Below are 26,338 nucleotides of genomic sequence, written 5' to 3' on the forward strand. Positions count from 1 at the left end.
ACGCCGTGCGCCCTCTGGAGGCTCATCATGAGTCGCGCGCGCATTCTCAGGGCCGGCATCGCCGCCAGCCTGCTGGGTGTTGCCCTGGTACTGGCCGGCACCAGTTACCTGGCCTGGCGTCTGGTCATGCAACACACCGCCGAACGCCTGGAAACCCTGGCCCGGCTGGCTTCGCAGCGAGCCGACGATACCTTCGCCCAGGCCGCCACGGCGCTGCGCGAACTGAATCGTTCGCCGCTGCCGGCGTGCTCCGTGGAAGGCATCGAACAGATGCGTCTGATCGCCATCGACACCCTGGCGGTGAAGGCGGTGGGCTACGTCGAGGAGGAGGTGTTCGTCTGCAGCTCCTGGGGGCTGGCCGACAGTGGCGCGCAGCGCTGGCCGGCGGAGTTCCGCACCCGCGAGGGGCTGGACGTGGCGGTCAACGTGCCGCCCTTCGTGGCGCCAGCCAAGCCGATGCTGTCGCTGCAGGACGCGGCCTTCAACCTGCTGATCGACCCCGAGCATTTCCTCGAGACCTCGCTGGCGCCCGGCGTCAGCCTGGCCCTGGGCACGCCCACCGGACAGTGGCTGGGCAAGCCGGCCGCGGGTTTCGCCCAAGTACTCACGCGCATCCATGGCGAGCCGCACACCGCGCTGCGGGACGGCTACCTCTATACGCGGATCAACCACGGCAACTGGCAGACGGTGGCTGCGGTCAGCCGCGACAACCTGGTCCGTGATCTGTGGCGCGAACTGCTCATGCTCATGCCGCTGGCCCTGTTGCTTTCCGGCCTGTGGTGCTGGGTGGTCGCGCGCCGCGTGCGGGCCTACCTGTCGCCTCTGGCAGTGCTGACACGGGCGGTGGCAAAGGACGAGTTCACCGCCTTCTACCAACCCATCCTCGACCTGCGCGACGGCCGCTGCATCGGCGCCGAAGCCCTGGTGCGCTGGCGCCGCGCGGACGGCTCGGTGAACCTGCCCGAGAGCTTCCTGCCCCTGGCCGAATCCAGTGGGCTGGTCGAGTCGATCACCGCGCAGGTCATTTCGACGGTCTGCCGCGAGCTGGGCACCAGCCTCGCCTCGGGTCAGTTGCAGCACGTGTCGATCAACCTCTCGGCGCTCGACGTGGCGAGCGGGAACTTCCTGCCGCATCTGCTCCAGGCACGGCAGCAGGCAGGCATCGACCCCGGCAGCATCTGGCTGGAAGTGACCGAAAGCTGCCTGTTGAGTATCGACGCGGCGCACCGGACACTGGCGCAAAGCCGCGAAGCGGGCCACCCGATCGCCCTGGACGACTTCGGCACCGGTTACTCCAGCCTGCAATACCTGCGGCGCCTGCCGCTGGACCTGCTGAAGATCGACCGCTCCTTCGTCCAGTCGCTGTCGGCCGGCGCACCTTGCCCGGTGACCGACCACACCATCGCCATGGCCCGCCAGCTGGCGCTGCGGATGGTAGCCGAAGGCGTCGAGACCGACGAGCAACTGCAGTACCTGCGCCAGCGCGGTGTGCAGTACGGCCAGGGCTGGCTGTTCGGCAAGGCAATGCCACTGAACGAATTCCTCGCCTACCTCGCCGGCCAGACCTGGCTGGTGGCCTCATGATTTCCAATCCCTGACCACAGGATGATCACCATGAAAACCTCCCTCCTGCTGTTCTGTCTGCTCAGTGCCACCCCTGCGTTTGCGCTGGCTGCCGACACCGTCACCACGGTCCCGGTGCACTTCGCCAAGGGCGCCAGCAGCTCCACCGTCAAAGGCAGTTTCAAGGGCTACGACACGGTCCTCTACACGCTCTCGGCGAAAGCCGGCCAGCACATGAAAGTGGCTGTCAGCGGCAGCAGCAACGCCAACTTCAACCTGTTCGCGCCGGGCGACAAACCGGGCGAATCCACCGCCCTGGGCAGCGGCGCCGTCGGCCAGGACTGGAGCGGCGCGCTGCCAGCCTCCGGCACCTACAGCGTGCAGGTCTACCAGATGCGCGCCACCGCCCGGCGCGGGACCAAGGTGGACTACAGCATTCACATTGGCATCGAGTGACGATCAAACCTGGCGGTTGCTGCGCAGAGCCAGCGCGGCCACCGCGCAGGCCAGCAAGGCGAGGAAGGACAGGTAGAACGCATCCCCGTACGCCATGAGAAATGCCTCATGGCGAATGTGCGCGCCGAGACGGGCAAGGGCTTCGGCCTGCGCCGGCAACCATTCGTTGAGGCCAAAGGCACCGCCCGGATCGTCTTGCAGGCGCTCCTGCAAGGCGGGCGAGAAAAGCGTCACCTGTTCGCCGATGCGCTCGGAATGGAAGCGCTCGCGCTGCGAGACGATCTGCGTCAGCGCCGCCGTACCCACCGCGCCGCCCAGGTTGCGCAACATGGAGAACAGCGCCGAGGCCGAGCCGGCCTGCTGCTTGGACAGGCCCGAGACCGCCAGCACCGACAGCGCCACCATGATGAAAGGCTGGCCGACGCCGCGCACCACCGTGGATGGAATGATCACATTGGCGGCGCTGTCGGCATCCAGGTGCGCGCCGAGGTAGCAGCCCAGCGCCATGATGGCGAAGCCGCTGGTGACCATCAGCTTGGGGTTCAGCCAGCGCATCAGGCGCGGCATCAGCGGCGCCAGGAGCAACTGCACCAGGCCATAGGCGATCAGGCTGACGCCGATCTCGCTGGCGTTGTAGCCGTGCAGCTGGGACAGGTAGTTGGGCACCAGGAACACCAGGCCGAAGGTCGCTGCGCCGAAGATGAACATCGCCGCGCTGGCCACACCGAAGTTGTAGCCGGCCAGCAGGCGCAGGTTGATGAACGAGCGCCGGCCGAACAGCTGCGTGCAGATGAACAGCAATAGCGCAATCACGCCGACGACCAGCATCCAGACGATGAAGTCGGAACCGAACCAGTCCTTGCGGCCGCCTTCCTCCAGCACGATCTGCACCGCGCCCAGGCCGACGATCATGCTGGCGATGCCCAGCCAGTCGCCGTTGCGCAACTTCTCCAGCTGCATGGCTTTCGGCTCGATGGCCCAGGCCACGGCCGCCAGCAGCAGCACGCCGGGGATCAGCTGCAGGTAGAAGATCCAGCGCCAGCTGTAGGCGTCGGTCAGCCAGCCGCCGATGGACGGGCCGGCGGCCTGGGCGACGCTGTTGGACAGGCTGAACAGTGCCATGCCCATGGCCACCCGCGAGGCCGGCAGCTCGGTGATGATCAGCTGGAACGACAACGGAATCAGCACCGCGCCGGCAGCCCCCTGGATGACGCGGATGGCGATCAGGGTGGCGAGGTTGGGCGAGAACGAGCACGCCACCGAGGCCGCCAGGAAGATCGCCGAACCCACCAGCATCACCCGGCGCAGGGAGAACACCTCCACCAGCCAGGCGGTCAGCGGGATCATCACGATCTCGGCGACCAGGTAAGCCGTGGAAATCCACGAGCCTTCCTCGAAACTGGCGCTCAGCGAGCCCTGGATTTCCGGCAGGGCGGCGCTGGTGACGTGGACGTTCATACCCGCCATGAAGCAGCCGAACAGCCCGCCGATCACCGCCACCCAGGCCTTGAACGAGGTCTTTTCGCTGTCATCGCCCGCTCTACTCATGGGGCTGTGCCTCGCCGCCGCGGGTGTCCACTTCGGCAATCACCGACATGCCGGGCAGGATCGGTACCTGCAGGCGTGCGTTGGGCTCCAGCGCGATACGCACCGGGAAGCGCTGGACGATCTTGGTGAAGTTGCCGGTAGCGTTGTCCGGCGGCAGCAGGGCGAACACCGCGCCCGAACCGGGCGAGAAGCTTTCCACGCGGCCGTGCAACACGGCACCGGGGAAACTGTCCATGCGCACCTTCACCGGCTGGCCGGGGCGCATGCGGAGCAGTTGGGTTTCCTTGAAGTTGGCTACCACATAGGACTGCGCCACCGGCACCAGCGCCAGCAGCGGCAGGCCGGGCGTGACGTACTGGCGCTGGCGTACGCGGCGCTGGCCGACCACGCCGGCAATGGGGGCGCGGATCAGTGTGTCGTCCAGTTCATGCTGCGCCAGGGTGAAGCCGGCATCCGCTTCGGTGGCTCGGGCCTGCTGCTGGCGCAACTGAGCGGCGGCCTGTTCGCGATTGGCCTGGAGCACGCCAAGACGAGTGCGCTGCCGGATCGCTGCGGCGTCAGCGCGGCTCAGTGCGGAGCGCGCGCGGGCGAACTCGGCGGTGACGCTTTCCAGTCGCTGGGTGCTGGCCGCCTGCTGGGCCACCAGATCGCGGTAGCGCTGGAAGTCCAGCTGTGCGCGCTGGCGTTCGGCGCGGGCGCTGTCGATATCGGCGGCAGCCTGGTCGATCAGCGCTTGCTGCTCCTTCAACTGCGCATCGAGCGTTACCAGTGCCGCCTGCTGTACGGCGATGGCGGCCCGGGCCGCAGTCTGCCGCGCCCGTGCCTGCTGCAAGCGGGCCCGGTAATCGCGGTCCTCGATGCGCACCAGCGGAGTACCGGCGGCGACGCTCTGGTTGTCCGCCACCAGCACCTCGGCGACGTAGCCGGAAAGCTTCGGGCTGATGGCGATCCAGTCGGCACGCACGTAGGCGTCGTCGGTTTCTTCCAGGTAACGGCCGACACCGGCCCAATAGAGGCTGTACGCCAGTGCGGCGAATGCGAGCAAGCCGCCGCCCAGCCACAACAATCGGCGCTTGCGGTTGATCCTGCTGGCCTGTTCGGCGGAGGTGGCTTGTTGTTCATCGACGGCCATGTTCATCGGGCGGGTCCTGTGGAATGGGGAGTGTGCCGGGCGAGTTCCCGGGCCGGCGATTCCTGCCAGCCACCGCCAAGGGCATGGAAGAGGTCGATCTGGCGCTCGACCAGTTGCCGGTCGGCTTCGGCCTTGTCCGCTTCGAGGCGGACCATGGCGCGCTCGCTGTCCAGCACGTCGAGGAAGTCCAGGGCGCCGGCCTGGTAGTTCAACTGCGCCAGGTGGTAGGCATTGCGGCTGCTGTCCAGGGCGCCGGCCAGCGCATCGCGGTGGCCGCTCTCGCCGTGGTAGCGAGCCAGGCTCTGGCGAACCTCCTTGAGCGCAACCAGCGCCTGCTGCTGGAAGCGTGCGAGCTGCTGGCGCTCCTGGGCCTGTGCGCCCTCGAGGCGGGCACGGGTGGTCAGCAGGTTGGGAAAGCTCCAGCTGATCAGCGGCCCGACCGCATAGGTGATCGCCTCGTGCCCGCCGAGGTCATGCAGGCGCTGGGCGGACGAGCTGATCGACGCACCGAAGGACACGCTCGGGTAGAAGTCGGCCTGGCGCACGCCGACTTCATGCCCGGAGGCAGCCAGCGCGCGTTCGGCGGCGCGGATGTCCGGCCGGCGTTGCAGCAGCGCCCAGCCATCGCCGACCGGCAGGGCCTGACTCAGTTGCGGCACGCTTCGGCAGTTGCCGACGGCCACCGGCAGTTGCCCCGGCTCGCTGCCGGTGAGTACACCGAGTTCTTCCAGCGCCGCCTGGTGTTCGGCCTGGAGGCGCGGCAGCAGGGCGCGGGTTTCCTCCAGCAGGCTGCGCACGCGGTCCACTTCGAGCTCGGTGACCAGCCCGGCGCGACGCTGGCGGAGGGTGAGGTCGAGGCTGCGCTCCACGGTCGTGAGCGAGTGCTGCTGGATGGCAGCCCGTGCTGCGTAAGCGCAGGCATTGGCGTAGGCGCGGGCGGTGCCGGCGGCGACGTTCACCCGCAACTGGTCATGGGCGGCCTGCGCCGCCCCGACGTTGGCCTGTGCGGCAAGAATCGACTGGCGTACCCGGCCCCAGAGGTCGAGTTGGTAGTCCAGCGCGAACCCGGGCACCTGGTTCCACTGCGAGCCGGCGCGGCTGCCGGTGGCCTTGGCTTCGGTCTGGTCGTCGCTGGTGCGGCCGTAGAAGGTCTGCCAGCTTGCCGTGGTGCTCGGCCAGCGTTGCGCGCGGGCCTGGCCCAGCAGGGCCAGCAATTCGTCGACGTGGGCGAGGGAGGCCTGCAGGTCCTGGTTGTGCTGCAGCGCCCGGGTTACCAGCTGATCGAGTTGCGGATCCTGATACAGCCGCCACCAGTCAGTGGGTGGGTCCTGCCCGGCGGTGCCGGCAGCGAGCGCCTGCCAGTCGCCGCCAGCGGGCAACTGGGCAGCCGGGGCTGGATGTTCGCTGACCGCCGTGCAGCCGCTGACCAGCAGGCCGGCACAGGCCAGCGCGAGCAGCGAATGTCGCAGGTTGAAAGAGGGTATGGGCATGTCGGGGAGTCACTTGGTTTCGGACTCCCGCAGGTTAGGGATTCAGCCAGTACGGCTCTCTCGCAAGGCCGACAACCAGCCTCGCGAAAATGACAAGCTGCTCAGCCGTGTGCCGCCAGGTAGTGGCTCGGCAACCGCCCGAGAACCCGCTTGAAGGTCTGCGAGAACGCACTCGGGCTCTGGTAGCCGTGCTCCAGCGCCACTTCCAGCACCGAGGCGCCGGCGATCAGGCGTTGCAGGCTGAGGACCATGCGCACGCGGGTGCGCCAGTCGCCGAAGTTCATCCCCAGCTCGCGCTGGAACAGCCGGGCGAGGGTGCGGCTGCTCATGTTGAGTTGCTGCGCCCAGTCCTCCATGCCGGTTTCGTCCGCCGGTGCGGCGATCACCGCGTTGCACAGCCGCAGCAGGCGCGGGTCCTGCGGCATGGCGAGGTGAATACCGACGGTCTGTGCCGCGTCCATTTCCACCAGCAGCATCTCGTGCAGGCAGCGACGTCGGTGCTCATTGCCCGCACCGGCCTGCAGCGCACTGGCGGCCACCAGCAGTTCCCGCAGCAGTGGCGGTACCGCGATCAACTGGCACTGCTGGCCGCCCCAGGGCCAGGTGGAAGCGGGCATGAACAGGGTGCGCATGCGTACGCTGCCGAACATGCGGATCTGGTGTTCGGTGCCCGGTGGTACCCACAGCGCGTGGCCGGGCGGCACGACCCAGTTCTTCTGTGCAGCGCCCACCAGCATGACCCCGGAAATCGAGTGGATCAGCTGCGCCTGGGTGTGACAGTGCGGCAGGATTTCCTCGCCATCCCGATGGTCGTAGGCCAGCGCTTCGAGGGAGAGGGCGCAGGTCATGCTGTCTTGCCTGCGGGGCAGGGGGAAGTGTCGAGCGGTTTCATGCAGGGCTCCTGGGGGAGTCAGCATTCTAAGTGAAACGTGCGGCAGGAAATCGGCGATACATGGCTGTGATTGTCTAGTTCCAGCAATAAATGATCGCCAAATGGCGGGATATTGGAATTCTCACAAAGCTTCCCACCTCAGTGGGACGAGATGTAGGTCGAAGCTTCCTGCGCTGGCGGAATCGCGAAGTTCTCCCGCATGCGCTGTGCCTCTGCCAGCGGCGTGCGGCCGAACAGGCGCTTGAACTCGCGGTTGAACTGCGAGGCGCTGGCGTAGCCGACGGCCAGGCTTGCCGCCTGCGCCGTCATGCCCTGGCGCACGATCAGCAGCCGCGCCTGGTGCAGCCGCGTGCACTTGAGGTACTGCATGGGCGAGGTGCGGGTGATGGCCTTGAAGTGGCTGTGGAAGGACGGAACGCTCATGCCGGCCTCGCTCGCCAGTTGCGGCAGGTCGATGGGCTGCGCGTAGCTCGCGTGGATACGTTGCAGGGCCTTGGCGATGTTGCCGAAGCGACCGCGCATGGCCAGTGCGGCGCGCATGGCATGGCCCTGGGCGCCAGTCAGCACGCGGAAATACAGCTCGCGCAGCAGGGCGGGCGCGAGGATGGCGGTTTCCAGCGGATCGCCCAGGGCCTCGAGCAAGCGCAGCACGGATTGCGTCAGCGCCGGGTCCATCGGGCTGGAGAACAGGCTGCGCGGCGAGTCCGCGGCCAGCGGCTTGCCTGACTGGTCGATCTGCAACATCAGCTCGGCGGCGAGCTGGAAGTCCAGGTGCAGGTAGAGCGCCAGGAGCGGGCGTTCTGGCGTGGCATCGGTTTCCATGGTGAAGGGCACCGGCACCGCGACGGCCAGGTAGTGCTGTTCGTCGTAGAGGTAGATTTCTTCGCCGAAATAGCCGCGCTTGCAGCCCTGGCAGACGATCACGATGCCGGGGTCGTAGAGCACCGGCGTGCGTGCCAGCGGTCGATTCGAGCGCAGCAGGCGCACGCCCGGCAGCGCAGTGAGGTTGTAGCCTTCCTGTGGAGCCAGTGCGGCCAGCAGGGTGGCCATGCGTGCCTGCGTGGCGCGGAAGTCTTTGATATCCGTATTCATAGAATCAGGCAATAAACGCAGAGTTTGAGGTCTCTGAAAGACAGATGGGGCTACGTATTGTGCATTCAATCCCCCTGCAATGGAGTCACCCCATGTCATCTTCCCAGACCCTGCTGATCACCGGCGCCAACAGCGGCTTCGGCCTGGCGCTGGCTCGCGAGGCGCTCGCCGCCGGCCATCACGTCATCGGCACGGTGCGCACCGAACAGGCCCGCGCCGACCTGGAAGCCCTGGCGCCCGGCCGGATATTCGGCCGGCTGCTCGACGTGACCGACGTCGATGCCATCCCCGGCATGGTCGCGGAAATCGAAGCCAGCGTCGGCCCACTGGACGTGCTGGTGAACAGCGCCGGCTACGGTCACGAAGGCATCCTTGAGGAATCACCGCTGGAAGCGATGCGCCGGCAGTTCGAGGTGAATGTCTTCGGCGCCGTGGCGATGATCCAGGCCGTGCTGCCCTGCATGCGCGAGCGCCGGCGTGGGCACATCCTCAACATCACCTCCATGGGCGGCTACATCACCCTGCCCGGCATCGCCTATTACTGCGGCAGCAAGTTCGCCCTGGAGGGCATCAGCGACGCACTGGGCAAGGAGGTCGAAGGCTTCGGCATCGCCGTGACCGCCGTGGCGCCGGGGTCATTCCGCACCGATTGGGCGGGGCGCTCCATGGTCCGCAGCCCGCGCTCCATCGCCGACTACGATGCGCTGTTCGACCCGGTGCGCCAGGCGCGGCAGGAAAAGAGCGGCAAGCAGCTGGGCGACCCGCAGAAAGCCGCGCAAGCGATGCTGGCGGCCATCGAAGCGCCGGTGCCGCCACGGCATCTGCTGCTGGGCAGCGATGCGCTGGGGCTGGTGCGGCAGAAACTGTCAGCCTTGCAGGACGAGATCAGTCACTGGGAAGCGCTCAGCCGTTCCACCGACGGCTGAGCGGCGCATCAGTAGCCGGCGTTGCGCTCCTCGGGACGCAGGGTGAGGACTTCGAAGCCGCTGGCGGTAACTGCCACGGTGTGCTCGAACTGCGCGGAGAGCTTGCCGTCGAGGGTGACCACGGTCCATTCGTCCGCCAGGGTTTTCACCCCGGAATGCCCCTGGTTGAGCATCGGCTCGATGGTGAAGGTCATGCCTTCGCGCAGCACCTGCCCGGTGCGCGGACGGCCGAAGTGCAGCACCTGTGGCGGCTCGTGCATTTCGCGGCCGATGCCGTGGCCGCAGTAGTCTTCGACCACGGTGTAGCCGTGCTGCCGGGCGTGCCGCTCGATGGCGTGGCCGACGTCGCCCAGGCGTGCGCCGGGCTTCACCGCACGGATGCCTTTCCACATCGCCTCGTAGGTGATCTCCACCAGGCGCCGGGCGGCGGGCGAGACGTTGCCGATCAGGTAGGTCTTGCTCGAATCGGCAATGAAGCCGTTCTTCTCCAGGGTGATGTCGAAGTTGACGATGTCGCCGTCCTGAAGTCGGTCCGCCTCGGACGGCACGCCATGGCAGACCACCTGGTTGCGCGAGGAGTTGAGCACGTAGGCGAAGCCATACTGGCCTTTGCTGGCCGGCCGCGCCTGCAGCTCATCGACGATGTAGCGCTCGACCCGGTCGTTGACTTCCAGGGTCGTCATGCCGTCCAGCGGCAGGCTGTCGACGAAGCCGAAGACCTTCGCCAGCAGCCGGCCGGATTCGGCCATCAGCGCCAGTTCCGCAGGCGTCTTGGTCACTTGGCGCCTCCCGCAGCGGAGTACTTGACCCCGGCTTCCTGCAGTTCGCGGGTGATGATCTCGTTGAAGCTCAGGGTCGGTTCCAGCTCGCAGAGCATGCCGATCTTGATCCAGAACGCCGCCTGGGCGTTGATCGACCGGCAGGCCACGGAGCTGGCGCGGCGAAGCTGGTCGTGCAGGTCGTCGTCCAGGTTGATGATGCCCATGATTCTCTCGCCTCTCTCTGACGCAATTCGCTATGAAGCATAACAAAACATATATGCATCATATTGACCGAGGCGAGGGAATGCAAAGCCGGCGGCTCAGCCCACCTTCGAAACAGGCTCCGCCAGTGGCTGGGCCAGGGCAATCGCGCCCTTGCCAGCCAGCTCCGTCAGTTGCTCGGTGGCCAGCCCCAGTTGCTCGGCCAGCACCTGCGCGGTGTCCTGGGCGAACATCGGCGGCGCCAGGCGGTAGGTGGGCGGCGAGGCGGAGAAGCGTGCCGGGTAGCCGAGCAGGGTGACTTCGGTGCCGTCCTGCCGGGTCAGGGTCTGCAACAGCCCACGGGCCTGTACCTGCGGGTCGGCCAGGGCCTGCTGCAGGTTGTTGATCGGCCCGCCGGGCACGCCGGCCTTTTCCATGGCCGCGAGCAGGTCGGCGGCTTGCCAGCCGGCGATGCTTCTTGCCAGTTCCACTTCCAGCTCGCGGCGATGCTGGCTGCGGCCGGGGTTGCGGGTGAAGCGCGGGTCGCCGCCGAGGTCGTCGCGGTCGAGCAGGCGGCACAGCGCCTGGAACTGCCCGTCGGAACCACAGGCAACGAGGATGTAGTCGTCGTTGCAGGCGAAGTCGCGGTACGGCACCACGTTGGGGTGGGCGTTGCCCAGGCGTTGCGGCACCTGCCCGCTGACCAGGTGGTTCATCGCCTGGTTGGCCATCAGCGACAGCTGGCTGTCGAGCAGCGCGCAGTCGATGTGCTGGCCTTCGCCGCTGGCGTGGCGATGGTTCAGCGCGGCGAGGATCGAGATGGTCGCGTACAGCCCGCAGAACAGGTCGCTCACCGGCAGGCCGACCTTCAGCGGCCCGGCGCCGGGTTCGTCGTCGCGGCGTCCGGTGATGCTCATCAGCCCGCTCATGCCCTGCACCAGGAAGTCGTAGCCGCCGCGCCCGGCGTACGGGCCGGTCTGGCCGAAGCCGGTGACCGAGCAGTAGATCAGCTTCGGGTTCAGGGCCTTGAGGGCCGCGTAATCCAGACCGTAGCGCGCCAGGGTGCCGACCTTGTAGTTCTCCACCAGGACGTCCGCCGAGGTGGCCAGACGGCGCAGCAGTGCGGCGCCGTCGGGGTGTCCGAAGTCCACGGCGATGGCGCGCTTGTTGCGGTTGGCGCAGAAGTAGTAGGCGGCATCCCAGGTGGGGCTGCTGTCCTCGAGGAACGGCGGTCCCCAGGTGCGGGTGTCGTCGCGCCGGCTGGGGCGCTCCACCTTGATCACGTCCGCGCCCAGGTCGCCGAGGATCTGCGTGGCCCAGGGTCCGGCGAGAACCCGCGAGAGGTCGAGGACGCGCAGGCCCGCAAGCGGGCCCTGTGGGGTGGCTTGGGTGTTGCTCATGCTTTTCTCCAGTTCGCTGCAGGGCTTCAGTGCAGGTCTTTACCGCGGGTTTCGGGCATGCGCACGAACGCCACCAGGGTGATCAACGCCATGACCGAGACGTAGACCAGGAACCACTGCTCCTGGCCGCGGCTCTGCAGCCAGGTCATCAGGTAGGGCGTGGTGCCGCCGAAGATCGCCACCACCAGGTTGTACGGCAGGCCGATGCCCAGGGCGCGGATATCGGTGCTGAACAGCTCCGACTTGATCGCCGGGGCGATGGCCGAATACAGCCCGTAGAGCAGCAGGCCGAACAGTTCGACGGCGAGGATCGAGGCAAACGAGGCATTCATCGAGCGCACTACCGGATAGAGCAGCGCGGCGTAGCCCAGGGCGAAGACGATCAGCTGCGGGCGCCGGCCGATGCGGTCGGACAGCCAGCCGAACAGCGGCTGGGAGATCATGAACACCACCAGCGCCAGGCTGCTGGCAGCGTAGGCGGTGCCCGGCGCCACGCCGAGGGTGCGGATGGCGTGCACCGGCAGGTAGCTGACGAACAGGTAGAAGGCGAAGGCCCCCAGCAGGCTGATGCCGACCAGGCGTTTCACCGCCTCCGGATGGTCACGCCAGAGGGTGCGCAGCGGCTGCTCGACGCGTTGGCCATGGCGTTGCTCCTGGCCCTTGCGGAACGCTGCGGTCTCCTCGACGCCATGGCGAATCCAGAAGCCGGCCAGGCTGCCCAGGCCGCCGATGAAGAACGGAATGCGCCAGCCGAAGTCGATCAACTGGTCGCGGCTCAGCCATTGGCTCAGCGCCCAGGCCAGGCCCGAGGCGAACAGCAGGCCGAGGGCGATGCTGGCGAAGAAGAAGCCCGAGTACAGGCCGCGCTGGCCGGCCGGCGCCGATTCGGCGAGGAAGGTCGCGGCGGCGCCGTACTCACCGCCGACCGAGAGCCCCTGGACCATGCGTGCCAATACCATCAGCACGGGTGCGGCGATACCGATGGTGGCGTAGGTCGGCATCAGGCTGATAAGCAGCGAGGGCAGCGCCATCATCAGGATGGTCAGGTTGAGCGCTGCCTTGCGCCCGGCGCGGTCATTGAAGATGCCGATCAGCCAGCCACCCAGCGGGCGCATGGCAAAGCCGATGGCGAACACCGCGAAGGAGGCGAGCAGGGCGGTGGTCTCGTTGTCCGAGGGGAAGAACTGGTGACTGAAGTAGAGGGCGAAGGCGGTGTAGACCGTCCAGTCGAACCATTCCACGGTGTTGCCGACGCTGCCGGCGATGATGGTGCGCCAGGCGATGGGTCGGCTGCTGGACGCCGCGCCCGTTGAGGTGGCGCGGTGCGGTTGGCTGAGAATGTGGGCCATCGGTGTTCTCCATTGTCATTGTTTTGAGAAGCACGGTTTTGAGAAGCACGGTTGTGAGAGGCACGGTTCAGGCGGCGGGCAGGTGGCGGCGCAGGAAGGCCAGGCTGTCGCCGCTCTCCCGCAGCGCCGCACGGCCGATCAGCGGTTGCCAGTACGCCTCGCTGCCGAAGTCCGCGCGCCAGGCATACAGGCGGCGGGTGTAGAGCTGCAGGTCGCATTCCTCGGTGACACCGATGGCGCCGAAGACCGCATGGGCGATGTTGCAGATGCGCACCGCCGCGCTGCTGCAGCGCGCCTTGGCCACGGCGGCCGGGATGCCCTGCGGCCAGTTCGGCCCGCGCAGCGCCAGTTGCGCCGCCATGCACGCGGCGAAGGCTTCTTCGGCGAGCGCGCTGATCTGTTGCTGCACGGCCTGGAAACCGCCGACCGGCTTGCCGAACTGCTGGCGGGTAGTGGCGTAGTCCAGGGTCAGGTGCAGTACCCGTTCTGCGGCGCCGGCGATCAGCGCCGCACTGTAGGCCGCGCCCAGGGCGCGCCAGTCCCGCTCCGCTGGCAGACGCAGGGCGTCGGCGGGCACTTCGGGCCAGAAGAGTGCTTCGGTGGCGCTGGCGTGGACGCCGTCCGCCCGGCGTTGCGCACTGTCCACCGGCAGCAGCCAGGCGCCTTCCGCCAGGGTTGCCAGCACCCAGCGCGACTGCGCGGCGAAGGGCACCGCATGGCAGCGCAGGCCTTGGCCGTCGCGCTCGCCGCTCGCCAGGGCGATGGGGCCTTCGGGCAGCGCAAGACCGGCTTCGGCCAGCGCCAGGCGCGCCCACCAGGTGCTGGCGAGCGGCAGCGGCAGCGCTGCGCCGCCGGCGGCGAGCAGCAGGTGGCAGGCGGTTTCCGCACTGGCCGCCGCGCCGCCAAGTTCCTCGGGTAACAGCAGGTCGGCAAAACCGTGTTCAGCCAGCGAGCGCCACAGCCCGTCGGCGGGCTCGCCCAGGTCGATGCGGCGCACGCGCTCGGCGCTGACTTCGCCTTCCAGCCACTGGCCGAAGGCGTCGATGATGAGGGTGTCGAGGCTCATGGGGGGTTCCTATCGCAGGCCGAGGCCGCGGGCGATCACGCCGCGGAGGATTTCGCGGGTGCCGCCGCGCAGGGAGAACACCGGGGCCATGCGTTCCAGGTAGGCCAGGGTGCGTTGCAGCAGGTGCGGGACGGCGCCGCCATCCACCGCGCCGAGCAGGTCGCCAAGCAGGGTCGGGATGGACTGCTCGAAGCTGGTGCCCAGGTCCTTCACCAGCGCCGCTTCCACCACCGGGCTGCGGCCGTCCGCCAGTTGCGCGGCGAGGCTCACCGACAGCGCACGCAGCACCATCAGCTCGCTCAGCAGCTGGCCCAACAGACGCTCCTGGCCCGCCTGTGGGTGGCTGCGCAGCCAGTCCAGCCAGGCATCGAGCAGGGCGATGCTGGAGTAGATGCGCTCCGGTCCGCTGCGCTCGAAGGCCAGTTCGGCGGTTACCTGTTTCCAGCCATCGCCTTCCTCGCCGACCAGTGCCGCGGCCGGCAGCTGCACGTTGTCGAAGAACACTTCGCAGAAGTGCTCGGCGCCGGTGAGGTCGCGGATCGGGCGGATGCTGATGCCGGGCAGCGACAGGTCGACCAGCACCTGCGACAACCCGCGATGGCGGTCCTGGGCGCTGCCGGAAGTGCGTACCAGGGCGATCATGTAGTGGCTGTGCTGGGCGTAGGTGGTCCAGATCTTCTGGCCGTTGAGCAGCCAGCCGTCGGCATTGGCTTCGGCGCGGGTGCGCACGCTGGCCAGGTCCGAGCCAGAATTCGGTTCGCTCATGCCGATGCAGAAGAACTGTTCGCCACGGCAGATCGCCGGCAGGTGCAGGCGCTTCTGCTGCTCGCTGCCAAAGCGCAGCAGCAGCGGGCCGCTCTGGCGGTCGGCGATCCAGTGGGCGGCCACCGGCGCGCCGGCGCAGAGCAGTTCTTCCACCACCACGAAGCGCGCCAGCGGGTCGAGGCCGGCGCCGCCGTACTCGCGCGGCAGGGTCAGCCCGACCCAGCCGCGCTCGGCCAGGGCACGGCTGAAGTCGGCGTCGAAGCCTTGCCAGCTGCGCGCCCGCAGGTCGGTGGGGTAATCGCGCAGGCGCCCGGCGAGGAAGCTGCGCAGCTCCTCGCGCAAGGCCTCGTGCCGCGCCGGTAGCGCGCGGAAGTCGAGGGCTTCGAGCATCAGCCTTCACCCCGTTCGGGGCGGCCGGCGAGCAGGCGCTTGACCTGGTATTCCATCACCGTCTCCTCACGCTGGTTGAGCACGAAGACCCGGGAGGTGACCACGGCGCGGTTGTGCTTTGAGGTCGGGCGGACTTCCTCGATCTCCACCACGGCTTCCAGGGTGTCACCCACGACCACCGGGCCTTTCACGCTCTTGTGCAGTTCCAGCAGGGCCAGGCCGGTGCCTTGCAGCATGGTCTGCATGAGGATGCCTTCGATCAGGCTGTAGCTCAGCGCAGCCGGCACCGGGCGGCCCTGGATGGCACCATTGAAGGTGCTGTCGATGAAGATCACTTCGGTCTGCCCGGTGACGCCGACGAAGCCGATCAGGTCAGCCTCGGTGACCGTCCGGCGGAAGGTGCGGAAACGCTGGCCGGCTTCGATCTGCTGCCAGTAATAACCTTGCCCGAGGGCGATTTCGTGGTGCGCCATGCAGCACTCTCCTGTTGGGATTGTTGTCGTCGAGTGGGGTCAGGCTATGGGCAGGGCTGGTAGTCATCCAATATTATTTGGAGAACGATTGATACATACGGAGTATCAGTATGGAGCTGCGCCAGATTCACCAGTTCCTCGCCCTGGCCGAGACCCTGAACTTCCGCGAGGCCGCCGAGCGCCTGCACATGTCCCAGCCGCCACTGTCGGTGTCGATCCGCAAGCTGGAGGAGGAGATCGGCCTGCCGCTGTTCGAGCGGACTACGCGCCAGGTGGCGCTCACCGAAGCCGGTGAGGCGGTCCTGCCGGAGTTGCGCAAGGCATTGCTGCACCTGCAGCAGGCGCGGCGCTACGCGCTGGAGGCGGGGGCGGGGGAGCGCGGGCAACTGACCCTGGGCTCGGTGGGTTCGGCAACGCTGTCGCTGATTCCGCGGCTGATCCCGGAATTTCGCCGGCGCTATCCGGGCATCACCCTGGAGCTGCGCGAATTACCCTCCAGCGGCGTGCTGGAGCTGGTGGAGAACGGCGCTGCCGATGTCGGCCTGGTGCGTTTCCCGCTGCCGCAGCCGAGCACGCTGAAGCTGATTCCGCTGGTGTGGGAGCCGATGATGCTGGTCGTCCCGCTGGACAGCCCGCTGGCCCTGAGCGGGCGTAGCCGCGTGCATCTGGCAGAGGTCGCCGACCAGCCGCTGATCGACTACCCGCACACCGAAGGCCTGCACTACGTGCTGTTGCAGCTGTGCCAGGCGGCGGGCTTCGTCCCGCAGCTGGTGCACTCCACGACTCAGGTGCAGGCGGCGATCAGCCTGGTGGCATGCGGCCTGGGCGTGGCGCTGGTGCCGGCGCTGCATGCGCGCAATTCGTCGGCACCGGTGTGCTTCCTGGAATTGGAAACACCGCATCAGGAGCGCACCGTGGCGCTCGCCCTGGTCTACAACCCGGACAACGAGAGCCGCGTGGTGCGGCAGTTCCGTGACATGGCGGTGGAATTGCTGGCGGCTGGAGACGGGCAGGACGCCTAGAAAAAGCGCCGGCCCCACACGGGGCCGGCCCTTGTTCAGTTGCCGTGGGCCTGCTGGCGGGCCTTCTCGGCGATCTTCTGGTACACGGCCTGCTGCACCTGGTCGATGGTGAAGCTGGCCGGGCGCTGGCTCGGCGGCCACTCGACGAAGGTCTGCAGGAACTGCGTGGACTTCAGGGTGGCGATGCCCAGCAGGTAGGCGTTCTTCACCACCCAGTCGCTGTACTGGTCGGAGACGATGTCAGCGGTTTCGTAGGGGTCCATGCGCAGGTTGAACAGCTTGGGGATGCGCAGGCAGACGAAGGGCTCGCTCCACACCTCGAACCCACCGGGCTTGCGCTGTTCGCAGAACACCGCCTTCCAGTCACCGAAACGCATGGCCACCAGTTGGCCGTCGTCGTTGAAGTAGTAGAACTCGCTGCGCGCGCTGTCCTTCTGCTTGCCGGTCAGGTAGGCCAGCTGGTCGTAGCCGTCCAGGTGAACCTTGAAGTTCGGCCCGCCCGCCGTGGGTGCCCAGCCCTTGAGCAGGCGTTCCTTCGCATCGGGAATGCCGACCGCCGAGAGCAGGGTGGGGAACCAGTCCAGCCCGGAGAACAGCCCATTGGAAACCTGGCCTGCTTCGATGTGTCCCGGCCAGCGGATCATCGCCGGCACGCGGAAGGCCCCTTCGTAGTTGGAGTTCTTCTCGTTGCGGAACGGCGAGGTGGCGGCATCCGGCCAGGTGAAGCGGTTCGGGCCGTTGTCGGTGGTGTAGATGACGATGGTGTTGTCGGTGAGTTTCAGGTCATCCAGGCTCTTGAGCAATTTGCCGACGTCGCCGTCGTGCTCGAGCATGCCGTCGGCGTACTCGTTGCCCGGCATGCCGCTCTGGCCCTTCATCGAGTCGCGCACGTGGGTGTAGAGGTGCATGCGCGTGGTGTTCATCCAGACGAAGAACGGCTTGTCGGCCTTGGCCTGCTTGTCGATGAAGTTGATCGCCGCCTGGGTAGTCTCGTCGTCGATGGTTTCCATGCGCTTCTTGGTCAGGGCCCCGGTGTCCTCGATCTTGCCGTCGGCGTAGGAGTGGATCACCCCGCGCGGCGAGAAGTGCTGGACGTAGGGATTGCCCGGGTCCTTGGGCCAGTACGGGCGCTCGGGCTCTTCCTCGGCATTGAGGTGGTAGAGGTTGCCGAAGAATTCGTCGAAGCCATGTCTGGTCGGCAGGTATTCGTCGCGATCACCCAGGTGGTTCTTGCCGAACTGCCCGGTAGCGTAGCCCTGGCCCTTGAGCGCTTGGGCCAGGGTGATGTCGCGGTCCTGCAGGCCGACTGGCGATCCGGGCACGCCGACCTTGGTCAGCCCGGTGCGCAGCGATGCCTGCCCGGTGATGAAGGTCGAGCGGCCGGCGGTGCAGCTGTTTTCGGCGTAGTAGTCGGTGAACAGCATGCCTTCCTTGGCGATGCGGTCGATGTTCGGCGTGCGGTAACCGACAACGCCCTGGGAATAGGCGCTGATGTTGGTCTGGCCGATGTCGTCGCCGAAGATCACCAGGATGTTCGGCTTGTCGGCTGCCTGGGCGCCGGCTCCGGCCAGCAGGCCGACGGCCAGGGTCAGCCGCGGCAGCCAGCTGCGTTTGCGGGTCATAGCACGGTTCTCCGTGATGCTTGTTGTTGTGGTTTGCAGGCCCTGGCGCAGGTGGCCGGGCACAGGGCGCCATTGAACGCGGCAAGGGGTGGGGTGCAAATCACCCGTTGGGGTGGTTCGCCGGATTGTCATGAAAGGGTGATGCCCGGGGGTGTTACGTGGGGTATCGCGGGGGCGGCCCGCTCCCGTGGAAAGGCTCGCGGGAACGCAGTCGGATACGGCTGAAAAAGCCGGAATCACCTGCTCGGGTGAGGGCGAAAATCACCTGATCGGGCGGTTTTTGCGCGCCCCACGCGCTGCCAGCATGCGCACTCCAACACCTGGACCACCTGGAGTACCGCATGCCAACAATAACAATGCGCGGACACTTTCGACCGCAGGCGCTGGCCCTGGCCATCGCCCTGGCGAGCGCACCCTGCGCACACGCCGTCAACTTCAATATCGGGGAGATCGAAGGGCAGCTGGATTCCTCGGCGTCCCTGGGCATGAGCTGGGCCCTGAGCAACCCGGACCCGAAGTTCATCTCCAACTACAACGTGGTCGGCGCCAAGGGCAAGGCCGCCTCGCGCACCGCCGACGACGGCCGGCTGAACTTCAGCAAGGGCGACGTGTTCTCGAAGATCTTCAAGGGCACCCACGACCTCGAACTCAAGTACGGCGACTCCGGCGCCTTCCTGCGCGGCAAGTACTGGTACGACTTCAAGCTCAAGGACGAGGACCTGCGCTACTACAACATCGACGACCATGGCCGCGACCAGTCGGCCAGGGCCTCTGGCGGCGAGTTCCTCGACGCCTTCCTCTACCACAACTACCAGCTGGGCGATCTGCCGGGCAACGTGCGCTTCGGCAAGCAGGTGGTGAGCTGGGGCGAGAGCACCTTCATCCCCAACTCGATCAACTCCATCAACCCGGTGGACGTCTCGGCCCTGCGCCGCCCCGGCGCCGAGGTGAAGGAAGCGCTGGTGCCGATCCAGCTGCTGTACTTCTCCCAGGGGCTCTCCGAGAACGTCACCGCCGAGGCGTTCTACCAGATCAAGTGGGACAAGACGGTCACCGAGAACTGCGGCACCTTCTTCGCCGTGGATGCCGTGGCCAAGGGCTGCGACGACCGCCTGGTGATCGCCGGTCCCGATTTCGCGCCCAATGACCCGCGATCCAATGCCGGCACCATCCTCGACGTCGCCACCAACCGCGCCAACGCCTACATCCCCCGTACCGACGACCACGAACCGGGCGACTCCGGGCAGTTCGGCCTGGCCATGCGCTGGTTCCTGCCGGACTTCAACGACACCGAACTGGGCGCGTACGTGATGAACTATCACAGCCGCAACCCCTTCCTGAGCTTCACCCGCACCACCTACGCCGGCGCCTCCAACGCGCTGACCACTGCCAGCCGTGTGCGCGGCGCCAGCTACTTCGTCGACTACCCCGAGGACATCCGCCTGTACGGCCTGAGCTTCCAGACCAACCTGGCCGGCGTCGCGCTCAATGGCGAGGTCAGCTTCCGGCCGAACATGCCGATGCAGATCAACACCGCCGACCTGAACCTCGCCGCGGTCAACCAGGTGGGCCTGGTCAATGGCGTGGCGACCGCGGTGTCGCCGGTGTTCGTCGACGGCCAGGCGGTGAATGCGCCGGGCGCGAACATCGAAGGCTACAAGCGCCTGCCGTTCACCCAGGTGCAGGTCAGCGCCACGCAGTTCTTCGACCAGGTGCTGGGCTCCGAACGCCTGACCCTGGTGGGCGAGGTGGGTTACGACCATATCAGCGGCATCGGCAACTCGGTGGGTGACCTGCGCTTCGGCCGCAGCCCGACCTTCGGCGCCGGCGAGCTGCTCGACCAGTCGGTGTGCGTCGGCACCGCCGCCGGCACCGCCACCGCCAGCAACCCGCAGCAGGAGTGCAACAACAAGGGCTTCTACACCACCAGTTCGTGGGGCTACCGCGTACGCGGCATCCTCGACTACCCGAACGTCATCGCCGGCATCAACTTCAAGCCGAACATGGCCTGGTCCCAGGACATCAATGGCACCGGCCCGAGCTTCGAGGAAGGCGCCAAGGCCATCAGCCTGGGCGTGGATGCCGACTACCAGAACACCTACACGATGAGCCTGAGTTACACCAACTACTTCGGCGGCGATTACAACACCCTGACCGACCGCGACTACATGTCGGTCAGCGTCGGCGTGAACTTCTGAGCAGGTGAACAGCACATGCAAGCAACCACAATGATCAAGGGCGCCATCCTCGGCCTCAGCCTCCTGGCCTGCTCGGTGCAAGCCGCCGTCTCCGCGCAGGAAGCGGACAAACTCGGCAGCGCGCTGACCCCCATGGGCGCGCAGAAGGAAGGCAACGCCGACGGCAGCATCCCGGCCTGGACCGGTGGCCTCAAGCCCGGCGCGGCGAAGGTGGAGAACGGCTTCCTCGGTGATCCTTTCCCCACCGACAAGCCGCTGTTCGTGATCACCGCGGCCAACGCCGAGCAGTACAAGGACAAGCTCACCGCCGGCCAGCTGGCGATGTTCAAGCGCTACCCGGACAGCTACAGGATGCCGGTGTTCACCACCCGCCGCAGCGCCGCGAGCCCGCAGGCGGTGTACGACGCAGTGAAGCAGAGCGCGGTGACCACCCAGGAAGCCAACGACGGCAACGGCCTGGCCAACTTCAGCTCGCACTACTACGCCTTCCCGATTCCGCAGAACGGCGTGCAGGTGATCTGGAACCACATGACCCGCTACCGCGGCAGCAACCAGCACCGCGAGACCGTGCAGGCCACGCCGCAGACCAACGGCTCCTACAACACGGTGAGCATGGTCGAGGACATCGCCTACCCGCAGACGCTGACCGGCGGCGCCGACAGCAAGCAGAGCGAGAACGTGCTGTTCTACTACAAGCAGCAGGTGACCGCGCCGTCGCGCCTGGCGGGCAACGTGCTGCTGGTCCACGAGACCATCGACCAGGTCAAGGAGCCGCGCCTGGCCTGGATCTACAACGCCGGCCAGCGCCGCGTGCGCCGCGCCCCGCAGGTGGCCTACGACGGCCCCGGCACTGCTGCCGACGGCCTGCGCACCGCCGACGACCTGGACATGTACAACGGCGCGCCGGACCGCTACCAGTGGAAGCTGGTGGGCAAGAAGGAGATGTACGTCCCGTACAACAACTACCGCCTGTGGTCCACGCAGCTCAAGTACGACGACATCCTCAAGGCCGGGCACATCAACCCTGAGCACGCACGCTACGAACTGCATCGCGTGTGGGTGGTGGAAGCCACGCTGAAGCCGGGCGAGCGGCACATCTACGGCACCCGCCGGATGTACGTCGACGAGGACACCTGGTCCATCGTCGCCACCGACCAGTACGACGGCCGTGGCCAGCTCTGGCGCGTGGGCGAGGGCTTCCAGGTGAACGACTACGAGCAGGGCATCTCGGTGTACGCCGTGCAGTCGCTGAACGACCTGATCGCCGGGCGCTACATCGCCATGGGCCTGGTCAACGAGGCCCGCAAGGGCGCGCAGTTCGGCGTCAGCGCCGCGATGAACGACTTCACCCCTGCGGCCCTGCGCAACGCCGGTATCCGCTGATCCGCCCTGCCTGAAACAGCCCGGCGCCGCGCCTTGCGTGGCGGCGCCGGGTCAGGGCTAGTCCTGCGGCTAGTCCGAACGACCGATTGTCCCGCTTCGCCCCGCAATGATCTTCTGACACCCCGACGCAGCACGAACTACAACGATAACGGGTGTCGCCATGTCCAGTTTCCCCGCCATTGCCGCCGCTACGCCGGTCGCCCTGCATCTGCCCCGCGAGCCGCTGCTCCAGGCTCTGCTGGAATCGCCCCGGCGCCTGAACCTGCTGTGCGCCCCGGCCGGCTATGGCAAGAGCGCTCTGGCCCGCGCCGTGCTGGAACGTCTGCCCGCGAGCTGTGCCCGCGTCTGGCTGGACTTCGCCGGGCAGCCCCTGGCGCTGAGTGCCTGCTGCGCCCAGATAGCCCGCCAGCTGGGCTTGCTCGACAGTGACCCGGCGAGCGTGCAACTGGCCCTGCAGTCGCGCCGGCAACCGTTGTGGCTGGTACTGGACGACTATCCGCAGGCGGCCGCCCCGGAACTCGACGTCTGGCTGCAGCGCCTGCTCGGCCTCGCGGAAACGCCGCTGTATCTGCTGGTGAGCAGCCGCCAGCGGCCGGCCTGGAACCTCTCGCGGCTGCTGCTGGATGAGCGTCTCTGCGAACTGGGCGCCGCGCGCCTGGCGTTCAGCCGTGAGGAATGCGACCTGTTGGCGCTGGCGCAGGGCTACGACGTCGATTGCCGCGAGCGCCTGTGGGCCGCAACCCAGGGCTGGTGTGCCGGCGCTCGACTGGTGCTCAGCGCGCGCGACGGCGTGCATGCGCCCGGGGAGGTGGCGTCCTGGCTGCGCACCTACCTGTTCCAGGAACTGCTGGGCCGACTCGATGCCGAGACCGGCGCGATGCTCTGCGGGCTGGCCTACCTGCCGCGCTTCAACCGGGACATCTGCGCGAACCTCTGGGAAGAACAGGGCGGCGTGCTGTTCGATCGACTGCAGCAGGGGCAGGGCTTCTTTCTCGCACTGGATGCCGAGGCCAGCTGCTTCCGTCTGCCGCCGCTGGTGGCCAAGGCGTTGCAGTGCCATCTCCAGGGCCCGGCGCTGACCCGCCTGCGCCTGCGCGCCTGTGGCGTGCTGGGCCAGGCCGGCTGGCTGGACGAAGCCATCGAGATGGCGCTGGAAGCCGGCCAGCCGGAAGTCGCCGCCGGCTACATGGACCGCCTGGACATGGACTGGCTGTTCAGCGGCCGTCACCTCGGCCTGCTGCTGGAGTGGCGCGAGCGGCTGCCGGCGACCCTGCTGGAAAGCACGCCACGGCTGATCAGCCTGAGCGCCCGCGCGCTGCTGTTCAGCTGGCGGCTGGACGAAGCGCATAGCTGCATCGAGCGCCTGGGCAACTTCCTGCCGCAGCCCCAGTCGCCGCGCAACCGCCGCCTGCTGGCCAACTGGCTGGCCCTGCGCGGCGCGCTGGACGGCATGCACGGCCGCCTCGAACAGGCCCGCGAGTACTGCAGCGCGGCCCTCGAAGACCTCGAACCGCGCGACTGGCGTTCGACCCTGCTGTGCCTGACCACCCTGGCGCGCCTGGATATGGCCACCGGTGCGCTGCCGCAGGCCCGACGCATCTTCCAGGCCGCGCTGGAGCTGGCGCGGCGCCAGGGCTGCCTGGCCAGCGAAGTGCTGATCGACTGCGACCGGGTGCGCCTGTGCCTGCTGGCCGGCGAGCGCGAACAGGCTCGCAGCCTGCTGGACGCCTGCCGCGAGCGGCTACCGGCGGGTAACCAAGGGCACGAGCTGCTGCGCGGTCGGCTGACCTTCCTCGATGGCGAGCTGCTGCTCCTGCAGGGCGATGCCACGACTGCCACGCGGGCATTGGAGAACGGTGCGCGCCTGGCTCGCTCGTGCGCCGATCCGTACATCCTGCATGGCCTGCTGGGCCTTGGCGAGGCGGCCTCGCGCAGCGGCGACACAGCGTCCGCGCAACGCTATTGCGAGGAAGCCGAACGCCGCATGCATTGCTGGAAGGTACAGCCCGACTGCTACCGGCTACCGCTGGAAAGCCTCAAGCTGCGCCTGCTCGCGCGCCAGGGGCAGTGGCTGCGCCTGCACCATGAGGCAACGATGCTGGAGGCGGAACTGGAGCAGCGCCCGGAGCGGGTCGCACCCTTGCATACGCCGTCTTTGCCGCAGCGCTTGCGTTACCTGCTGGCGCTGGCCGAGGCCGGCTGTGGTCGGATCGACGCCGCACGGCTACGTCTGCAGGTATTGCGCGAAGAGTGCCAGGCACTGGGTTACCAGGCGCTGACGGGCGAGGCCGAACATGCCCTGCACAGCCTGCAGGTCGAGATCGCGCCGGAACACCTGCCCGGCCTGTTGCCGACCACCAGCGGTGACGCCGAGGACGTTGCCCATTGCCTCACCGCGCGGGAAGTGGCGGTGCTGCGCCTGCTCGCCGAGGGCCTGTCGAACCAGGAAATCGGCAACAGCCTGTTCATCTCGCTCAACACCGTGAAGACCCACGCCAAGAAGATCAACGCCAAGCTTGGCGTGCGCCGGCGCACCCAGGCCATCGTCCGCGCCAAGTCACTGGGGCTGCTCGGTTGAGCCGCCCCCCTGCAGGCCGCGCAACAGGTCCACCAGCGCGCGGGCGCAGGCGGGCAGGGCCTCGCGGTCACGCAACAGCACGCTGCGTTCGCGGATCACCCAGGGCTCGTCCAGCGGCAGTATGCGCAGGTTCATGGTGCGGCTGTGGCGCACCGCGGCCGTTTCCGGGATCACGCCGATACCTACGCCGGCCTCGATCATCCGGCAGATCGCCTCGAAGCTGGCCACCTGGATACGCAGGTTCAGCTCGCCGCCCACGCGTTCCACCCGCTCACGCAGGAAGCTCTGCAGGGTGCTGCCTTCGTGCAGGCCGATGTGCGGATAGTCCAGCGTGTCGGCCAGGGTCAGGCGGGGCAGGGCGCACAGCGGGTGTTCCGGCGCCACGGCGAGCACCAGGCGGTCGGTGCTGAAGTGGACGATCTGCAGGCCCTCGGCGCGCACCGGGCCGGCGACGATACCCAGGTCCGCCGAGCCGTCGAGGATGGCGCGGACGATGTCGCGGTTCAGCCGCTCCTGCAGGTCGACGCTGACGCCGGGGCGTTCGGCGAGGAAGTCCGCCAGCAGCTCGGGGAGGAATTCGGTACAGGCCGTGGTGTTGGCGAATATGCGAATGTGCCCGACCTGGTCGCCGGCCTGGCCGCTGAAGTCGCTCTTCAGGTGGTCCACCTGGCGCAGGATCAGCCGCGCGTGCTGCAGCAGGCGCTGGCCCGCCGGGGTCAGCTCGACGCCCCGGTTGTCGCGGTAAAGCAGGCGGCAGTCGAGCTGGCCTTCCAGCGCCTTGATCCGCGCGCTGGCGGCGGCCGCCGAGAGATGGGCGCGGCGCGCGCCCTGGGTGAGGCTGGGGGCTTCGGCGATGTGTGCGAAAAGCCGCAGGTCGGCGAGGTCGAAATGCATGGGGCGGTTCTCCGCGAAGCGACCGACAGCGGCGCTAGGCTTGAAGTGTGGAAATGGCGTTAGGGATTGCCTAACGCTGGATTATGAAAATGTGGATTCGACGAACGCAAGCCCTGTTGCATGCTCCGTTCATCAAACCTGCCTAGAGGTCCGCAATGAGCGATTCACCCTACGCCGACTGGATCGGCCGCTCCCAGGAACGTGAGGAAGAACTGAGTACGCTGCTGGTCCGCCGCCTGGCCGTGACCCTGGCCGAAGAGGTCCCGGCTGCCGGTGAGGCACTGCCGCCGCTGTGGCACTGGATGTTCTTCCAGGATGAAGTGGCCGAGCCGGGCCTGGGCGCCGACGGCCATCCGGCGCGCGGCGGCTTCCTGCCCCCGGCCGATGGGCGCAACCGCATGTGGGCCGGCGGCCGCCTGGAGTTCCATGAGCCACTGCGCGTCGGCGGCGTGGCGAAACGCACCACCACCATTATCAATGTCGAGGAAAAGCACGGCCGCACCGGCTCGCTGCTGTTCGTCACCCTGCGCCACGAATTCACCCAGGACGGCCGCCCGGCGTTCAGCGAGGAACAGGACATCGTCTACCGCGAACCCAGTCCGCCCAAGCTCTCCAGCGGCGATGCCGTGCCCGCCGGCGACTGGAGCGAGGCCGTGGTGCCGTCGCCGATCCTGTTGTTCCGCTATTCCGCGCTGACCTTCAACGGCCACCGCATCCATTACGACTGGCCCTATGTCACCGAAGCCGAGGGCTACCCCGGCCTGGTGGTGCACGGCCCGCTGATCGGCACCCTGAACCTGCGCGCGTTCTGCCGCGCCAACCCCAATGCACGCCTGCGCCGCTATGCCTATCGCGGCCTGCGCCCGCTGATCAGCCCCGAGCCGTTCGCCGTCGGCGGCCGCCTGATCGGCCCCGGCAAGGCCGAGGTCTGGGCCGGCAACGGCGCCGGCATCGCCCAGCGCGGCGAAGTGGAATTCGACTGACCGCACCTTTTGCAGGTGCCTCCAACAAGAAAGACATGAGGTGTTTCGATGACGTCCACCCCCGAAGAACTCCAGGCCATCCGTGACGGCGTGCGCGCCCTGTGCGCGGAGTTCCCTGCCGAATACTGGCGCAAGATCGACGAAGAGAAAGGCT

General features: G+C 67.6%; 23 protein-coding genes. 9 read left to right on the top strand and 14 right to left on the bottom strand.

The window, feature by feature from the left end:
• Window positions 1-27 precede the first annotated feature (27 nt).
• Together J2T47_RS19440 and J2T47_RS19445 are read left to right on the top strand one after the other, a co-directional pair.
• A complete protein-coding gene (locus J2T47_RS19440) occupies window positions 28-1,584 on the top strand; it encodes an EAL domain-containing protein (protein ID WP_253450321.1) in 1,557 nt (518 codons plus the stop codon).
• A 30-nt stretch (window positions 1,585-1,614) separates the two neighbouring features.
• Entirely contained in the window at window positions 1,615-2,019 is a 405-nt protein-coding gene (locus J2T47_RS19445; protein ID WP_253450324.1) for a hypothetical protein, read from the top strand.
• 3 nt (window positions 2,020-2,022) lie between these two features.
• Here the strand turns inward: J2T47_RS19445 and J2T47_RS19450 are convergent, their stop codons facing one another.
• The 5 genes from J2T47_RS19450 to J2T47_RS19470 all read right to left on the bottom strand — a co-directional run bounded on the left by J2T47_RS19450 (window position 2,023) and on the right by J2T47_RS19470 (window position 8,173).
• Window positions 2,023-3,567, bottom strand: a complete 1,545-nt coding sequence (locus J2T47_RS19450) for an MDR family MFS transporter (RefSeq protein ID WP_253450327.1) — start codon at window positions 3,565-3,567, stop codon at window positions 2,023-2,025.
• Window positions 3,560-4,705 carry an HlyD family secretion protein gene (locus J2T47_RS19455; protein WP_253450330.1) on the bottom strand — a complete coding sequence of 382 codons (1,146 nt, stop codon included), beginning with the start codon at window positions 4,703-4,705 and terminating at the stop codon, window positions 3,560-3,562. The genes J2T47_RS19450 and J2T47_RS19455 overlap by 8 nt, the downstream gene beginning before the upstream one ends.
• On the bottom strand, window positions 4,702-6,189 hold the full coding sequence (locus J2T47_RS19460) for an efflux transporter outer membrane subunit (RefSeq protein ID WP_253450333.1): 1,488 nt from the start codon (window positions 6,187-6,189) through the stop codon (window positions 4,702-4,704). Before J2T47_RS19460 ends, J2T47_RS19455 begins: the two co-directional genes overlap by 4 nt.
• A 101-nt stretch (window positions 6,190-6,290) precedes the next feature.
• Window positions 6,291-7,037, bottom strand: a complete 747-nt coding sequence (locus J2T47_RS19465) for an AraC family transcriptional regulator (RefSeq protein WP_253450336.1) — start codon at window positions 7,035-7,037, stop codon at window positions 6,291-6,293.
• Between the two features lie 182 nt (window positions 7,038-7,219).
• Window positions 7,220-8,173 (bottom strand): AraC family transcriptional regulator, encoded by a 954-nt coding sequence (locus J2T47_RS19470; protein WP_253450340.1) that lies wholly within the window; start codon window positions 8,171-8,173, stop codon window positions 7,220-7,222.
• A 92-nt stretch (window positions 8,174-8,265) separates the two neighbouring features.
• On the opposite strand from J2T47_RS19470, the gene J2T47_RS19475 reads away from it, so the two are divergent.
• The gene (locus J2T47_RS19475) at window positions 8,266-9,099 is read left to right on the top strand and encodes an oxidoreductase (RefSeq protein ID WP_253450342.1); all 834 of its coding nucleotides are present in this window, start codon (window positions 8,266-8,268) and stop codon (window positions 9,097-9,099) included.
• An 8-nt stretch (window positions 9,100-9,107) separates the two neighbouring features.
• Here J2T47_RS19475 and map read toward each other — a convergent pair whose 3' ends face one another.
• From map to J2T47_RS19510, 7 genes are all read right to left on the bottom strand, one after another.
• Complete coding sequence (map, locus tag J2T47_RS19480) at window positions 9,108-9,878, bottom strand: type I methionyl aminopeptidase (protein WP_253450345.1); 771 nt, start codon at window positions 9,876-9,878, stop codon at window positions 9,108-9,110.
• Window positions 9,875-10,084: a ParD-like family protein gene (locus J2T47_RS19485; protein ID WP_081520395.1), complete on the bottom strand. Its 210-nt coding sequence runs from the start codon at window positions 10,082-10,084 to the stop codon at window positions 9,875-9,877. Before J2T47_RS19485 ends, map begins: the two co-directional genes overlap by 4 nt.
• 96 nt (window positions 10,085-10,180) lie before the next feature.
• Window positions 10,181-11,461: a CaiB/BaiF CoA transferase family protein gene (locus tag J2T47_RS19490; protein ID WP_253450348.1), complete on the bottom strand. Its 1,281-nt coding sequence runs from the start codon at window positions 11,459-11,461 to the stop codon at window positions 10,181-10,183.
• Between the two features lie 26 nt (window positions 11,462-11,487).
• On the bottom strand, window positions 11,488-12,810 hold the full coding sequence (locus J2T47_RS19495) for an MFS transporter (protein WP_253450351.1): 1,323 nt from the start codon (window positions 12,808-12,810) through the stop codon (window positions 11,488-11,490).
• A gap of 67 nt (window positions 12,811-12,877) precedes the next feature.
• Complete coding sequence (locus J2T47_RS19500) at window positions 12,878-13,876, bottom strand: acyl-CoA dehydrogenase family protein (RefSeq protein WP_253450354.1); 999 nt, start codon at window positions 13,874-13,876, stop codon at window positions 12,878-12,880.
• Between the two features lie 9 nt (window positions 13,877-13,885).
• The gene (locus J2T47_RS19505) at window positions 13,886-15,034 is read right to left on the bottom strand and encodes an acyl-CoA dehydrogenase family protein (protein WP_437181000.1); all 1,149 of its coding nucleotides are present in this window, start codon (window positions 15,032-15,034) and stop codon (window positions 13,886-13,888) included.
• Window positions 15,031-15,504, bottom strand: coding sequence for a MaoC family dehydratase (locus J2T47_RS19510; protein ID WP_253450359.1), 474 nt, complete (start codon window positions 15,502-15,504; stop codon window positions 15,031-15,033). The genes J2T47_RS19505 and J2T47_RS19510 overlap by 4 nt, the downstream gene beginning before the upstream one ends.
• A 110-nt stretch (window positions 15,505-15,614) precedes the next feature.
• Here J2T47_RS19510 and J2T47_RS19515 point away from each other — a divergent pair, with 110 nt between their 5' ends.
• Complete coding sequence (locus J2T47_RS19515) at window positions 15,615-16,526, top strand: LysR family transcriptional regulator (protein ID WP_253450362.1); 912 nt, start codon at window positions 15,615-15,617, stop codon at window positions 16,524-16,526.
• 35 nt (window positions 16,527-16,561) lie between these two features.
• Here J2T47_RS19515 and J2T47_RS19520 read toward each other — a convergent pair whose 3' ends face one another.
• Complete coding sequence (locus J2T47_RS19520) at window positions 16,562-18,148, bottom strand: arylsulfatase (protein ID WP_253450365.1); 1,587 nt, start codon at window positions 18,146-18,148, stop codon at window positions 16,562-16,564.
• Window positions 18,149-18,489: 341 nt separating this feature from the next.
• Between J2T47_RS19520 and J2T47_RS19525 the strand changes: the two genes are divergently transcribed.
• The 3 genes from J2T47_RS19525 (at window position 18,490) to J2T47_RS19535 (ending at window position 24,307) form a co-directional block, all read left to right on the top strand.
• Window positions 18,490-20,346, top strand: a complete 1,857-nt coding sequence (locus J2T47_RS19525; RefSeq protein WP_253450368.1) for a DUF1302 domain-containing protein — start codon at window positions 18,490-18,492, stop codon at window positions 20,344-20,346.
• 15 nt (window positions 20,347-20,361) lie between these two features.
• On the top strand, window positions 20,362-21,729 hold the full coding sequence (locus tag J2T47_RS19530; RefSeq protein WP_253450371.1) for a DUF1329 domain-containing protein: 1,368 nt from the start codon (window positions 20,362-20,364) through the stop codon (window positions 21,727-21,729).
• Window positions 21,730-21,889: 160 nt separating this feature from the next.
• A complete protein-coding gene (locus tag J2T47_RS19535; RefSeq protein ID WP_253450374.1) occupies window positions 21,890-24,307 on the top strand; it encodes a helix-turn-helix transcriptional regulator in 2,418 nt (805 codons plus the stop codon).
• On the opposite strand, the gene J2T47_RS19540 is transcribed toward J2T47_RS19535, so the two are convergent.
• On the bottom strand, window positions 24,287-25,201 hold the full coding sequence (locus J2T47_RS19540) for a LysR substrate-binding domain-containing protein (RefSeq protein ID WP_253450377.1): 915 nt from the start codon (window positions 25,199-25,201) through the stop codon (window positions 24,287-24,289). The two genes, J2T47_RS19535 and J2T47_RS19540, sit on opposite strands and share 21 nt — an antisense overlap.
• Window positions 25,202-25,356: 155 nt before the next feature.
• On the opposite strand from J2T47_RS19540, the gene J2T47_RS19545 reads away from it, so the two are divergent.
• Both J2T47_RS19545 and J2T47_RS29485 read left to right on the top strand, forming a co-directional pair.
• The gene (locus J2T47_RS19545) at window positions 25,357-26,184 is read left to right on the top strand and encodes an FAS1-like dehydratase domain-containing protein (protein ID WP_253450380.1); all 828 of its coding nucleotides are present in this window, start codon (window positions 25,357-25,359) and stop codon (window positions 26,182-26,184) included.
• A 48-nt stretch (window positions 26,185-26,232) separates the two neighbouring features.
• The coding region (locus J2T47_RS29485) for a hypothetical protein (RefSeq protein ID WP_437181001.1) at window positions 26,233-26,338 on the top strand (106 nt) is incomplete at its 3' end.

Origin of the sequence: Pseudomonas nitroreducens (assembly GCF_024170165.1) — a bacterium.
Classification (GTDB): domain Bacteria; phylum Pseudomonadota; class Gammaproteobacteria; order Pseudomonadales; family Pseudomonadaceae; genus Pseudomonas; species Pseudomonas nitroreducens_C.

Coding starts and splice junctions, on each gene's coding strand:
- J2T47_RS19440 (WP_253450321.1), top strand. CDS start 28: ATGAGTCGCGCGCGCATTCTCAGGGCCGGCATCGCCGCCAGCCTGCTG.
- J2T47_RS19445 (WP_253450324.1), top strand. CDS start 1,615: ATGAAAACCTCCCTCCTGCTGTTCTGTCTGCTCAGTGCCACCCCTGCG.
- J2T47_RS19450 (WP_253450327.1), bottom strand. CDS start 3,567: ATGAGTAGAGCGGGCGATGACAGCGAAAAGACCTCGTTCAAGGCCTGG.
- J2T47_RS19455 (WP_253450330.1), bottom strand. CDS start 4,705: ATGAACATGGCCGTCGATGAACAACAAGCCACCTCCGCCGAACAGGCC.
- J2T47_RS19460 (WP_253450333.1), bottom strand. CDS start 6,189: ATGCCCATACCCTCTTTCAACCTGCGACATTCGCTGCTCGCGCTGGCC.
- J2T47_RS19465 (WP_253450336.1), bottom strand. CDS start 7,037: ATGACCTGCGCCCTCTCCCTCGAAGCGCTGGCCTACGACCATCGGGAT.
- J2T47_RS19470 (WP_253450340.1), bottom strand. CDS start 8,173: ATGAATACGGATATCAAAGACTTCCGCGCCACGCAGGCACGCATGGCC.
- J2T47_RS19475 (WP_253450342.1), top strand. CDS start 8,266: ATGTCATCTTCCCAGACCCTGCTGATCACCGGCGCCAACAGCGGCTTC.
- J2T47_RS19485 (WP_081520395.1), bottom strand. CDS start 10,084: ATGGGCATCATCAACCTGGACGACGACCTGCACGACCAGCTTCGCCGC.
- J2T47_RS19490 (WP_253450348.1), bottom strand. CDS start 11,461: ATGAGCAACACCCAAGCCACCCCACAGGGCCCGCTTGCGGGCCTGCGC.
- J2T47_RS19495 (WP_253450351.1), bottom strand. CDS start 12,810: ATGGCCCACATTCTCAGCCAACCGCACCGCGCCACCTCAACGGGCGCG.
- J2T47_RS19500 (WP_253450354.1), bottom strand. CDS start 13,876: ATGAGCCTCGACACCCTCATCATCGACGCCTTCGGCCAGTGGCTGGAA.
- J2T47_RS19510 (WP_253450359.1), bottom strand. CDS start 15,504: ATGGCGCACCACGAAATCGCCCTCGGGCAAGGTTATTACTGGCAGCAG.
- J2T47_RS19515 (WP_253450362.1), top strand. CDS start 15,615: ATGGAGCTGCGCCAGATTCACCAGTTCCTCGCCCTGGCCGAGACCCTG.
- J2T47_RS19520 (WP_253450365.1), bottom strand. CDS start 18,148: ATGACCCGCAAACGCAGCTGGCTGCCGCGGCTGACCCTGGCCGTCGGC.
- J2T47_RS19525 (WP_253450368.1), top strand. CDS start 18,490: ATGCCAACAATAACAATGCGCGGACACTTTCGACCGCAGGCGCTGGCC.
- J2T47_RS19530 (WP_253450371.1), top strand. CDS start 20,362: ATGCAAGCAACCACAATGATCAAGGGCGCCATCCTCGGCCTCAGCCTC.
- J2T47_RS19535 (WP_253450374.1), top strand. CDS start 21,890: ATGTCCAGTTTCCCCGCCATTGCCGCCGCTACGCCGGTCGCCCTGCAT.
- J2T47_RS19540 (WP_253450377.1), bottom strand. CDS start 25,201: ATGCATTTCGACCTCGCCGACCTGCGGCTTTTCGCACACATCGCCGAA.
- J2T47_RS19545 (WP_253450380.1), top strand. CDS start 25,357: ATGAGCGATTCACCCTACGCCGACTGGATCGGCCGCTCCCAGGAACGT.